Origin of the sequence: Bacteroides sp. An269, from assembly GCF_002159755.1 — a bacterium.
In the GTDB taxonomy this organism is placed as follows: Bacteria; Bacteroidota; Bacteroidia; order Bacteroidales; family Bacteroidaceae; genus Phocaeicola; species Phocaeicola intestinalis.
Genome location: NZ_NFJG01000128.1, coordinates 1 through 11800, shown reverse-complemented (window position 1 = coordinate 11800; position 11800 = coordinate 1). Strand labels below are relative to the sequence as shown.

At 47.9% G+C, this 11800-nt stretch carries 13 protein-coding genes; 1 reads left to right on the top strand and 12 read right to left on the bottom strand.

Annotation, left to right across the window (positions count from 1 at the left end; genetic code table 11):
* Positions 1-134 precede the first annotated feature (134 nt).
* From trpA to trpB, 7 genes are all read right to left on the bottom strand, one after another.
* Positions 135-911, bottom strand: a complete 777-nt coding sequence (trpA, locus tag B5F71_RS16840; RefSeq protein ID WP_087212617.1) for a tryptophan synthase subunit alpha — start codon at positions 909-911, stop codon at positions 135-137.
* An 83-nt stretch (positions 912-994) separates the two neighbouring features.
* On the bottom strand, positions 995-1633 hold the full coding sequence (locus tag B5F71_RS16835; protein ID WP_087212615.1) for a phosphoribosylanthranilate isomerase: 639 nt from the start codon (positions 1631-1633) through the stop codon (positions 995-997).
* 221 nt (positions 1634-1854) lie between these two features.
* Entirely contained in the window at positions 1855-2658 is an 804-nt protein-coding gene (gene trpC / locus B5F71_RS16830) for an indole-3-glycerol phosphate synthase TrpC (RefSeq protein WP_087212611.1), read from the bottom strand.
* 118 nt (positions 2659-2776) lie between these two features.
* Positions 2777-3772 (bottom strand): anthranilate phosphoribosyltransferase, encoded by a 996-nt coding sequence (gene trpD, locus B5F71_RS16825; protein ID WP_087212608.1) that lies wholly within the window; start codon positions 3770-3772, stop codon positions 2777-2779.
* A gap of 93 nt (positions 3773-3865) precedes the next feature.
* Complete coding sequence (locus B5F71_RS16820; protein WP_087212604.1) at positions 3866-4459, bottom strand: aminodeoxychorismate/anthranilate synthase component II; 594 nt, start codon at positions 4457-4459, stop codon at positions 3866-3868.
* A gap of 142 nt (positions 4460-4601) precedes the next feature.
* Complete coding sequence (locus B5F71_RS16815) at positions 4602-5999, bottom strand: anthranilate synthase component I family protein (RefSeq protein ID WP_087212601.1); 1398 nt, start codon at positions 5997-5999, stop codon at positions 4602-4604.
* A gap of 249 nt (positions 6000-6248) precedes the next feature.
* A complete protein-coding gene (gene trpB, locus B5F71_RS16810; protein ID WP_087212599.1) occupies positions 6249-7463 on the bottom strand; it encodes a tryptophan synthase subunit beta in 1215 nt (404 codons plus the stop codon).
* Between the two features lie 362 nt (positions 7464-7825).
* On the opposite strand from trpB, the gene B5F71_RS16805 reads away from it, so the two are divergent.
* Positions 7826-8380 carry a DUF308 domain-containing protein gene (locus tag B5F71_RS16805; protein ID WP_022040671.1) on the top strand — a complete coding sequence of 185 codons (555 nt, stop codon included), beginning with the start codon at positions 7826-7828 and terminating at the stop codon, positions 8378-8380.
* Here the strand turns inward: B5F71_RS16805 and B5F71_RS16800 are convergent.
* From B5F71_RS16800 to B5F71_RS16780, 5 genes are all read right to left on the bottom strand, one after another.
* Positions 8377-9411: an AAA family ATPase gene (locus B5F71_RS16800; RefSeq protein ID WP_241148637.1), complete on the bottom strand. Its 1035-nt coding sequence runs from the start codon at positions 9409-9411 to the stop codon at positions 8377-8379. The genes B5F71_RS16805 and B5F71_RS16800 overlap by 4 nt on opposite strands.
* Before the next feature lie 9 nt (positions 9412-9420).
* Complete coding sequence (locus B5F71_RS16795; protein WP_241148636.1) at positions 9421-10617, bottom strand: hypothetical protein; 1197 nt, start codon at positions 10615-10617, stop codon at positions 9421-9423.
* A 17-nt stretch (positions 10618-10634) separates the two neighbouring features.
* Positions 10635-10859 (bottom strand): hypothetical protein, encoded by a 225-nt coding sequence (locus tag B5F71_RS16790; protein WP_087212593.1) that lies wholly within the window; start codon positions 10857-10859, stop codon positions 10635-10637.
* A gap of 164 nt (positions 10860-11023) precedes the next feature.
* The gene (locus B5F71_RS20445) at positions 11024-11185 is read right to left on the bottom strand and encodes a hypothetical protein (RefSeq protein ID WP_158098130.1); all 162 of its coding nucleotides are present in this window, start codon (positions 11183-11185) and stop codon (positions 11024-11026) included.
* A gap of 382 nt (positions 11186-11567) precedes the next feature.
* The coding region (locus tag B5F71_RS16780; RefSeq protein WP_143269928.1) for a transposase at positions 11568-11800 on the bottom strand (233 nt) is incomplete at its 5' end.

Here is an 11800-nt window from a genome sequence, read left to right as displayed (position 1 = left end):
TCCGCTCCTGTTCTTCGTCAGATAGCCCGCTATCTTCCTCATCACAGAAGCGAAAATGCCTCAAAAACTCATCCCAAATCATCGCACGATAAATTCAAAACAGCTTCTTTTATCTGCTGGCATTTTGAGGATATTCATTTGAAAATCGCCTCTTTGAGCCTTGTAACCGCTTTCAGGGCATCGCCTTGCTCTTCATTGAGCAGGGTGACGAACTTGCTTCCGATGATGCATCCGGCGGCGTGGGTAGAGGCGGCCTCGTAGGTCTGGCGGTTTGAGATGCCGAAGCCTATCATCCGTGGGTTGTGCAGGTTCATCGCCTCGATGCGGCGGAAGTATGCCTGCTTCTGCTCGTTGAAGTCGCGTTGCGCGCCGGTGATGGCGGCAGAAGATACCATATAGATAAACCCTTCGGTATGGCGGTCGATTTCGCGGATGCGTTCTTCGCTGGTTTCGGGGGTAATCAGCATAATGATGCGCAGGTCATAGCGTTCGGCTATGGGACGGTATTCTTCCATGTAGTCTTTGAAGGGAAGGTCGGGGATAATCATTCCGTCTATGCCGCATGCCTGGCAGCTTTGGCAAAAGTTCTCGAATCCGTATTGCATGATGGGGTTGAGGTAGCCCATCAGGATGAGGGGGATGCGTACGTTGTGGCGGATGCCTTCCAATTGGGCGAAAAGGCGGCGTAGGGTCATTCCGCCACGCAGGGCACGGGTGGCGGCGTCTTGGATGACGGGGCCGTCTGCCATCGGGTCGCTGAAAGGGATGCCGATTTCTATCATATCCACACCTTGTGCTTCGAGGGTGCGGATGACATCGGCGGTGTTGTCGGGTGTGGGACATCCTGCACAGAAATAGATGGAGAGGATGTCGTGTTTCTTTTGTTCGAATAGTTGGTTGATACGGTTCATGGTGGTTAATAATTAATAATGTGTTAATTAATAATGTGCTAATGTGATAATGTGTCAATGTGATAATGTGTCAATGTGTTAATTCATTCTCTCATTGCCACATTGTTCATTGATACATTGTTTATTCTCTCTATAAATGCCTTCAGTTTTCCGGCATCCTTTACGGCGGGAGTGATTTCGAAGCCGCTGTTCAGGTCGATGCCTGCCCACTGGGGATGATGGAAACGCCGCAATGCTTCGAGGCTTTCGGGGCAGATGCCTCCGCTCAGCAGAAACGGCACGTCGCCGAGATAGAAGCGAAGCAGGGACCAGTCGAACGCCTTGCCTGAGCCTCCGTGCCCGGCACTCGGGGTGTCAAACAGCAGGTAGTCGCACAAGGGAAGGTAAGGAATGGTCTGCTCCAGGTCGGCAGGCGTGCGAGGTGCGAACGCCTTGATGAGGTGGAACCCGTGGCACCGCAGTTCGAGACACAGCTCAGGGCTTTCGGTGCCATGCAGTTGCACGTAGTCGAGGCGCAGGGCTTCGGCACGTGCGGTTATGGTGTCGAAGCCGGCGTTGACGAATACGCCGACGCGTTTGGCGTGGCGGGGCAGATAGGCGGGTGTGTCCGCCACGAAGCGGGGCGAGCGTTCGTAGCAGATGAACCCTATCCAGTCGGCTCCGGTATTTTCTATGGCGCGGATGTTTTCGGGCTCGCGCATGCCGCATACTTTGATTATCATGTTGTTTGTTGTTTGGGCACCACAGATTACACAGATTTAGTAATATGAACGTCCGTATTTTGTCCAATTTGTTTGTAGGGGCGTATTGCATACGCCCTGATAACGTCTTTGTGGGTTAGTTGGCGCATTCGGGCGTATGCGATACGCCCCTACAGCGGATGTGTGCGGAATTCATTTTTAATAAAATTGTCACTGTGGTGAATGGGTTATAATTAATTATTTTAATCTGTGTAATCTGTGGTGAGTAAATCTGCAATAAACCGGCTTAATGCTTCTCCCGGGTCGTCGGTCTTCATGAAGGTTTCGCCGATAAGGAAGCCGTCGAATCCTGCCTCGCGCAACCGAAGGAGGGTATCGGGGCTGGAAATGCCGCTTTCAGAGATTTTCACTATGCCTCGGGGCAATGCCTCGGCAAGCCGGAGCGAATGGGACGCATCGGTGTGGAAGGTGCCCAGGTGTCGGTTGTTGACTCCCACTACGTCGATGTATTCGTTTAAGTAATCCAGCTCTGCTTCGGTATGGATTTCCAGCAAGGTTTCCAGTCCCAGCGCGTGTGCTTCTTTTGCCAGCGTGAGGCACGCTTGGGGGGTAAGTGCAGAGGCTATCAAGAGGACGGCGTCCGCCTGTACTGCCTTTGCCTGCAACAATTGGTATCGGCTGATGATGAAGTCCTTGCGCAGGATGGGCAGGCTGACCGTAGGACGTGCCGTGCGGATGTCCTTCAAGGTTCCGCCGAAGTATGCCTCATCGGTCAGGATGGAGAGTGCGGCGGCTCCTGCCTGCTGGTATGCGGCAGGTATTTTGCCGGCATCGGCGTCCTGATGAATCCAGCCCTTCGAAGGCGAACGGCGTTTGAACTCGGTGATAATGCCCGTGGGCGATGACTGAAGGCTTGCTTTCAGGCTGCGTGCCGGAACGGGTTCGCCCAGTTGTTTTTCAAGGAAGGCGGCAGATACCACTTTCTCTTGTCCGGCTATCTCGATGCGCTTGTGCGCGATGATTTCTTCTAAAATGTCTTTGCTCATAATTTTTTAGTTGACTAGGTGTTAGGTACTAGGGGACTAGGTTTTTAGATAGTTTGGTTTGTACTGGCAAAACTATTTAGAACCTAGTTGCCTAGTACCTATTCACCTGGTACCTGATTTAATTGTTTATCTCTACGAACTTGCAGAAGGTGCTCCATGCCTTTCCGCTTTCCAACGACTGGCGTGCCAGTGCCACACATTCTTCTATCGGCTTGCTGGGCTCGCGTGCCTGAATGGCGAACGAAGCGTTGATGAGCACACATTCGGTCTGCGCTTTCGTGGCACGGTTGCAGAGCACGTTGTCGAATATCCGGGCGGCTTCCTGCGGGCTTTTCCCTCCCGAAAGTTCTTCCTGGCGGGCAAGCGAGAAACCTAAGTCTGCCGGGCGGTAAATGGTCTCGTAGCGGTTGGTCATCACCTTGAACTCGTCGGTGAGCGAGATTTCATCGTATCCGTCGAGGTTGTTCACTACGGCGAAACCGATACCCAGTTGCTGGAGCGTGTTGGTGTAGAGACGCATCTGGGCGAGGTTTGCCACTCCCAATAGCTGGTATGCCGGCTGGCAGGGATTGATGAGCGGTCCCAACAAGTTGAACAGGGTGCGCACCTGCAACGCCTTGCGCACGCCTGCCACGTGTTTCATTGCCGGATTGAAGAGGGGGGCATGGAGGTATGCCATGTGGCAGGTCTCAATGGAGCGGCGCAATCGGTCGGGGTCGGTAGTGAACCGCACGCCGTGTTGTTCCATTACGTTGCTGGCTCCGCTCACCGAAGTGGCGCCATAATTGCCGTGCTTGGCTACGGTGTAGCCTGCTCCTGCCACCACGAAGCAGGCGCAAGTGGAGATATTGAAGGTGTTCTTGCCGTCTCCTCCTGTCCCCACGATGTCGATGGGGCTGTAGTCGGAGAAATCGACGGGGATGCATGTTTCAAGCAATGCCTGGCGGAAGCCGGCAAGTTCGTCTACTTTGATGCCCCTCATTTGGAATACGGTGAGCAGGGCGGCTATCTGTGTATCGTTGTATTTGCCTTGTGTGATGCCTTTCATCAGTCCGTATGCTTCGTCGTGCGAAAGCTCTTCGTGGGCAAATAGTCTTGTAAGTATTGCTTTCATATTGAGTGGATTGTTTTTTCACCACAGATTACACAGATTTATAAATTAAATTTAATGGGCTGTGTCTGTTTGCGGTGAATGATCGATAATCAATTATTTTATTTTAATCTGTGTAATCTGTGGTGAATGCTCCAGCCAGTTTTGCATGATGCGTTTCCCGTCGGGGGTCAGCACCGATTCGGGATGGAACTGGATGCCTCGGATGTCATATTCGCGGTGGCGCAATGCCATGATGTATCCCTCTTTGCTTAGGGCGAGTGTTTCGAGGCAGGAAGGCAAGGTGTCCTTGTCGACTACCCACGAGTGATAACGCCCTACGGGAATTTCACGAGGCAATCCTTGAAAGAGGTAATCGTCGGCGATGAGGTCTACCGGGCTTTGTATGCCATGGAATACGCTGGAAAGGTTTACCAGTTTTCCGCCGAACACTTCGCCGATAGCCTGTTCGCCCAGACAGATGCCCAGTATAGGCTTCTTTCCGGCATAGGAACGGATTACGTCAAGCAATAATCCGGCTTCTTCGGGGATGCCCGGTCCGGGCGAGAGGACTATCTTGTCGTATGCTTCCAAGTCTTCCAACAGGAATTTGTCGTTGCGGAGCACGGTCACTTCGGCTCCCAATTCTTGCAGTATCTGGCTCAGGTTGTAGGTGAACGAGTCGTAGTTGTCTATAATAACGGTTTTCATTTTTTGAGTTCTTAAGTTTTTGAGTTTTTAAGTTTTTAAGTTCTTGCTTGAGTTTTTTAGTTCTTAAGTTTTTTAGTTCTTGAGTTGGTGTAAGATAATAACTTACAAACTCAAAAACTCAAAAACTTAAAAACTAAAGAACTTATAAACTCTCAGCAATCAGGATGGCTTTTTTCAAGGCTCCCAGTTTGTTGTTCACTTCTTGCAGTTCGTTCTCTTCGTTGCTCAGGGCGGTGATGCCTCCGCCTGCCTGGAACCAAAGTTCGTGGTTGCGGCTTACGAAGGTGCGGATGGTGATGGCCTGGTTCAGGGTTCCGTTCAGCCCGATGAAGCCGATGCAGCCTCCGTATGCACCGCGGTTGTGTGGCTCTATCTCGCTGATGAGTTGCATGGCACGTACTTTGGGGGCACCGCTCAATGTACCTGCCGGAAAGGTGTCGAAGAACGTGCGGATGGGATTGGCGTCGGCGTTCAGCGTGCCGCTTACCCGGCTCACGAGGTGGATAACGTGGCTATAATATTGCGGTTCTTTGTAGAAAGCTACGTGCGTGCCCGTGCAGTTCCGGCTTAGGTCGTTGCGTGCCAGGTCTACCAGCATCACGTGTTCGGCGTTCTCTTTCGGGTCGGCAAGCAGGGCTTCGGTCAGCTTTCGGTCGGTTTCCTTGTTTCCGCTCCTTCGGGTGGTGCCGGCAATGGGGTCGATGGTGGCTTGCCCGTCTTCTATCCTGCAATGGGTCTCGGGCGAAGAACCGAAGATGCGGAATCCTCCGAAGTCGAAGTAGAACAGGTAAGGCGAGGGATTGATGCTGCGCAGGGCGCGGTAGAGCTTGAAGTCGTCTCCCTGGAAATGCTGGATGAAACGTCGTGAGAGTACGATTTGGAACACATCGCCCCGCAGGCAATGGGCGATTCCCTTGCGGATGTTTGCCTTGTGCGCTTCATCGGTCAGGGTACTGGTGGTTTCCCCTATGGGGTGGAAACCGTAGGTGGTATAATTACGGTCGTGGATGGCACGTTCTATCTCGCCAATATGGCTCGGCTCGCTTCCGTCGTTCATCTCGATGAGTACCATTTCGCTCTTGAAATCGTTGAATACGATGATGTACTTATACAGGATGTAGAGGATATCGGGTGCATCGTTCTTGGCTTCGGTGCTGTCTTTCACCTCCACTGGTTCGAAATAGCGCACGGCGTTGAACGAGGTATATCCATATACGCCGCAATAGTCGGCATATTCTCCTTCTACCCGGAAGCGGGAAAGGAAGCGGTTCATCACATCCTCCACCGTACATGCTTCGCTGATAGGAGTTTCTTCGCGCGAGTGGTCGGGATAGATAGCGGTAGCTACATCGTGGCTTACGCTGATGCTGGCTATCGGGTTCAACCCGATGAACGAACGGTTGTTTTCGCTCCCGTGATAGTCGGAGCTTTCCATCAAGGCGCTTTGCGGAAAGAGGTCGCGCACCTTCAGGTAGGTGCTGACTGGTGTATGCAGGTCGCCCAGCAGCACTTTATGATTGGTATGGTAATGGTAGGTCATTTTTTTAGTTAATAATTAATAGTTAATAGTTTAATGTGCTAATAGGCAATGTGGCAATGTGCTAATAGACAATGTGCTAATAGACAATGTGCTAATAGACAATGTGCTAATAGACAATGTGCTAATAGACAATGTGCTAATAGACAATGTGCTAATAAACAATGTGCTAATAAACAATGTGCTAATAAACAATGCACATTCTCACATTAGCACATTCTCACATTAGCACATTCTCACATTAGCACATTCTCACATTAGCACATTTTCATATTTGCACATTTGCACATTATTCAAATACGTTTCCATGTCCTTGTCCCCTCGTCCCGATACGGTGAGCACCACGATGTCTTCGGGGCGGAAACTGACCTTCTCCAGTGCGCCCAATGCGTGTGCCGATTCCAGTGCGGGGATGATGCCTTCCAGACGGGTCAGTTCGTAGGCGGCACGGATGGCTTCGTCATCGTTGATGGCGAGCACCGTGGCACGGTGTTGTGTGGCAAGGTTGGCATGCAGGGGACCGATACCCGGATAGTCCAGCCCTGCCGATACCGAGTAGGGTTCCAGGATTTGTCCATCTTCGTCTTGCATCACGAGGGTTTTCGCTCCGTGTATGATGCCCAGCCGTCCCAGTTGGATGGTGGCGGCAGAGTATCCCGAATGGATGCCCTTTCCGCCTGCTTCGGCGAGTACGATTTTCACCTTGTCATTGTCCAGGTAATGATAGACGGTACCGGCGGCGTTGCTTCCTCCGCCCACGCACGCTATCAGATAGTCGGGATAATCGCGTCCCTCGTGTTCCATCAGTTGTTTTTTGATTTCTTCGCTGATGACCGATTGCAGGCGTGCCACCATGTCGGGGTAAGGATGAGGCCCTACGGTAGAACCTATCACGTAGTATGTGTCTTCGGGGTGGCAGCACCAGTCGCGTATGGCTTCATTGGTGGCATCCTTCAGGGTTTTGTTTCCCGAGGTGACCGGGCGCACTTCGGCTCCTAGCATCTTCATTTTTTCCACGTTGATGTGCTGGCGTGCCACGTCGGTTTCGCCCATATACACCACACATTCCATGTTCATCAGTGCGCAGACCGTAGCCGTCGCTACTCCGTGCTGTCCGGCTCCGGTCTCGGCGATGATGCGTTTCTTTCCCATTCGCCGTGCCAGCAGCACTTGCCCAATGGCGTTGTTTATCTTGTGTGCGCCTGTATGGTTCAGGTCCTCCCGCTTCAGGTAAATCTTGCATCCGTATTTCTCCGAAAGCCGGTTGGCAAGATACAGGGGAGAGGGACGTCCCACGTAGTCGCGCAACAATTGGGCGAACTCTTGCTTGAAATCATCGCTATCCAATACCCGTAGGTATGCATCTTTCAGTTCGGTCACGCATTGGTGAAGAATTTCGGGGATGTATGCTCCGCCGAAATTTCCATAATACCCGTTTGAGTCTACTTGATACTTTTTCCGATTCATATTTTGATTGTTTAAGTTATTGCCAATGGGGATAAAAACAAAAAAGGCTGTCGTAAGAACGACAGCCTTTTTTGTATGCCTTGATAAATGATTGTTGGTTATGAGAACAGACAGATACACACGGACTGGGTTAGCTTACGACTTTGGGAGTAGTAAGTAACGCCACCAACGATATGTATTTGTCATTACTGAGTTCATGAGTTTTTTGTTATGTTTCTGTTTAATTCGGGAGCAAATATAGCGATAATTTTTGAAGATGCAAACAAAATGGGATTTTTTTTGTTCTATATCCATAGAAGTTTATTTGTATAAACAAGAAAAAACAACTATCTTCGTAGTACATATATAATAAGGAGAAAATTATGAAACTATTCGGTTATTCAGTAGTGAGCAGCCTGTGTGCCCTGATAATGGGTATTCTGCTGGTAGTGTGGCCTGAGGCAGCCGTGATTTATTTGGTAATAACGGTAGGGGTATTGTTTTTGCTTCCGGGTTTGTACGGGATATTGGCTTATTTTTCTTCACGTGGCAATGTTTTTCCTGTTGTAGCACTGGGCAGTGCCTTGTTGGGGATATGGTTGATTGTAATGCCGGGCTTTTTTGTCAGTATTCTGATGTATGTGCTGGGCGCGTTGCTGGTGTTCGGAGGCGTCAGCCAGCTGATGGGTTTCATTTCGGCACGCAAGCTCGCAGGTAGTGTCCCAGGCATCTTTTATGTGATTCCGGTCTTGCTCCTGCTGGCAGGCATCCTGATTCTGGTGAATCCTTTCGAAGCGGCAAAAGTGCCTTTCATCGTTCTGGGCGTGTCTTCTATCGTTTACGGCTTGACCGACCTCTTCCGCATCATCCGCTACCGCCAAAAGAAAGAGGCGGGGATAACGGATGTGGAAGTGATAGACGAGCGGAGAGAAGGCTAATAGTTCAGTCCGAACGCCCATAGTGGGACGATGTTGGCGTAGCCGTTCTCGATGTCGTCCTTTACGATATACCCTTCTTGTACGCTTTCTATTTGTTTTTGCCCTTTTTTGCGTCCTCCGATTTCAAATACTTTGCCGTCTATTTCGAAGTCGGAGACGCTGGAACTGGTCACATTGTTTAGCACCCTTGTCTGGTTCATGAAGAAAGTTTCCCTTACATTGCCGATTTCCGCATGTTCGGGCGCTAATGTGTAAATCAGGTTGGAGTTGTCAAGATAAAGCTTTTCCACTTTTCCCAATCCTCGCAGTCCGCCTGTTGTATCATGAAGTTGGGCTATCATGCCTGCCTTTTCCATGTAAATCAAGTAATTCGGAATGTCGTTCCGGCTAATTCCAGTAACTTCCGCCAATTTTTGCATGACGGGCTTGAAAGGCACACTTTTAGCTATTACCATCAAGAGGCTTTTCAGTTTTCTCCCTAAGGCAATGTTGGCCTGTATGTGTTGCGGAATGTCCACTTCCATCGTTTGATTGATGACCTGCATCAGTTCCATTTCATATTCTTCATCTTTGGCGAAAGGGTAATAGCCTCTGCGTAGATAATCTTTGAAAAGAGGCAGCGGATGCTCAACAGGAAGCACGGCTTTGTGCGCCAATATTTCGTTGAGGCTATAAACGGGGGTTTCTATCTGATGGAACAAATGCAGGTATTCGCGGAATGAAAGCCCCTGCATGGTGTAAATAGGCATCCTTCGGCTTAGGTCGGCAAGCCCTTTGTATATATCAAGGATAGACGAACCGGAGATAACCAGTTGCAAGTCATCGTAACTATCGTAAATCTGCTTAAGCTCTCTCGACCAACCTTCATACTTATGAATCTCGTCAATAAACAAATGTTTCCCTCCCATTTTCACAAAACGGTCCGCCAGTTCCACAAGCTTATGTTCGGCAAAATACAGATGGTCAGCAGATACATAGAGTGTATCTGCCGGATTGAGATTGAATTTAATATATAGGGTGTCCAGTTTAATGTTCCCAATTTAGCCCACATTTTTGAGCTGTTTGGTGCGTACTGTAACCCAGTTTGTGGACATGTGATTATTAGCAAAAGTATCAATGTCCTTTAGTTTAACATTACATAAGCGCTCTTTGAAATTAAATGTCTTAGTGGCAGATTTGTTCTCTAGTTTTGCATGTAACGGTATAAACAGGACAAAAGGAGTTATGCCATACAGTTTGTTTGGCGACTTTTTTTGTTTGAAAACACCGAATGTTGATTCAATGATATCAGAAGAGATGTTGCGTGATTCATAAATATCATTCAACTTCTCTTCCTGCTGTTTAAGGTATTCCAAAATCTTGATTCCAAGCATAGCTCTACGGTTGTTTGCATTGCCTATTATGTGCCGCGTAATATAATTCTTGCATTTCTTACTGTTAGCAAGATTAAAGCCTTCTGTTTTACAGATTGTTTCTATGTGCTCAACAGCAGCAACGGCGGTCTTCAATTCAGCCAATAGCTCCTTATAATCAAGGACAAAGGAGTATGCATCCTGCATTTCCTTTGGGAGGCTAGCAAAACAACCAAGCATCTTGTTGCCCCAATCAACCCATGAGTTCATATTCATGAATCTGGCAATACTACGCATATTGGGTGGTAAAAGATAAGCCTTGTCTGTAAGATGATATTGCAATCTGACCTTTCCAAGAATAGTAGTAAAGTTCACGAAATCAGGCTCGTTGCCATAAGCATGTTTCAAACATGTACCCATGGCATGACTGATGTCGATATGGTGCAACAATCCCGATTGCGAAATTCCGTTTGTGAGATTATGGGCCTGGTCGCTGATTACATATTCAGGTTTAGCCCCGTTCTTCTCAATGGACTTTTCAATCTCTTGCTTGATGTCGTCTCCTTTAAAGCAGCCGCAGGATTTCATGCTGACAACCGTAACGTCCTCATGCTTAAGAGGATGTCCGGGATGTGCGGCGGAAACGCCCAGAATCAAAAGAAGTTTCTCCCGATTGACCATAATACTTTCGTCAATGATATACGCAAACTTTTTATCTGTAGGTTTATTATCATTTTCGTAAGTGGATAATCCCAGCTTCTTCATCCAATTCTCTACGGTATTATAGCATGGAACCTTGCCGCATTTTCCTTCAAGCACTTCGTTGAAAATTTCCAGAATCTTAACAACGGTGCGGAGGCCGCAGTTGGTACGAATGTAAATCAATACACAAAGTTGAACAATCAGAAGAGAGTATCTATGTCCGGGAATATGTTCGATAACAATTTCATTTGTTCTTCGGTCACAGTCACGGTCTTTACGTCTTTTTTTTTAAGTTCCTTTCTCGCTTCTTTAAGCTTAGCCTCTTTGGCTGCTTTTTGAGATTTCAGTTTGGCATTTTCTTTACGAAGACGTTTTACCTCTTCTTCCAGGGTCTCTTTATTGGATTTTGAATCTGATTTTTTCATTGTTTTCAGTTACTTAATTATTCTACTAAACTACTAAATATCAATGAAATACACAAATTTTCAAAAAACTATTTTGCCTGCTAAAGTGTTAAATTTCAGAGCATAATATGAACACTAACAAGGGCGTTTGATACTGCTTTTTTAGGAACGTAGAACTGGACACACTATTTAATATACTGCAAAAGCATCGTAGACTTGCCCACTCCCCGCGGTCCGACAATCCCGAAAGCACGTCCGTTCCATTTGATTTGGTTGTACTGGTAACGAAAGAACTCGGTAGGCGTATGTTTTAGTTTCCGGTTGAAAAACTCATATAGTTGTTCCATAATCGTGTGGTTTAGAAAACAAAGATACGGTTTTTGCATGAAAAAAATGCAGAATTCCTCGAAAACTGCACGAAAATGATGCAGAGTCTGCATTCCAGCGTCCGTTGGCATACTTATTTCCATGAAAAGTCTTGGTACATTTGGCTTTGCAGCTGGGTGATATTCTCTTTGCAGGCATCTAAGTTTTATATTCCGGCTGGCGGAACGTACATTCCATGGGCTGGAATATACGTTCCACGGCGTGGAATGTATGTTCCAGCCCATGGAATATAAAACTTATATAGCTGTGAGTGGATTATTAATTGTCTTTTTGAAGAAAATGATTTTGTGTATCAGGAAACAAAAGATTATTTTCGATAGAGATTCAGAAGCTGTTTTGATTTCATTCGATAAATTTGTTAAGCATGATTTGTATGAATGCAATCTGTACCATAGCTTCCGCAGTTTCAGCAAGGAATTCATAATCGATGGTCAGCCTTCTGAAGTTTTCCAGCCATGAGAAAGAGGGTTCCACAATCCAACGTTTGGGCAGTACCTGAAATTTGGACGGACATTCGTCCGGTCTGAGTACGACCTCCAATATCCATCCGAATTTCTTCTTGACCCAATCAGCCA

Bases quoted from the DNA above. Each gene is read 5' to 3' on its own strand.
- trpC (WP_087212611.1), bottom strand. From the start codon at position 2,658: ATGAGCAAAGACATTTTAGAAGAAATCATCGCGCACAAGCGCATCGAG.
- B5F71_RS16820 (WP_087212604.1), bottom strand. From the start codon at position 4,459: ATGAAAACCGTTATTATAGACAACTACGACTCGTTCACCTACAACCTG.
- B5F71_RS16805 (WP_022040671.1), top strand. From the start codon at position 7,826: ATGAAACTATTCGGTTATTCAGTAGTGAGCAGCCTGTGTGCCCTGATA.
- trpA (WP_087212617.1), bottom strand. From the start codon at position 911: ATGAACCGTATCAACCAACTATTCGAACAAAAGAAACACGACATCCTC.
- trpB (WP_087212599.1), bottom strand. From the start codon at position 7,463: ATGAATCGGAAAAAGTATCAAGTAGACTCAAACGGGTATTATGGAAAT.
- B5F71_RS16790 (WP_087212593.1), bottom strand. From the start codon at position 10,859: ATGAAAAAATCAGATTCAAAATCCAATAAAGAGACCCTGGAAGAAGAG.
- B5F71_RS16835 (WP_087212615.1), bottom strand. From the start codon at position 1,633: ATGATAATCAAAGTATGCGGCATGCGCGAGCCCGAAAACATCCGCGCC.
- B5F71_RS20445 (WP_158098130.1), bottom strand. From the start codon at position 11,185: ATGGAACAACTATATGAGTTTTTCAACCGGAAACTAAAACATACGCCT.
- B5F71_RS16815 (WP_087212601.1), bottom strand. From the start codon at position 5,999: ATGACCTACCATTACCATACCAATCATAAAGTGCTGCTGGGCGACCTG.
- trpD (WP_087212608.1), bottom strand. From the start codon at position 3,772: ATGAAAGCAATACTTACAAGACTATTTGCCCACGAAGAGCTTTCGCAC.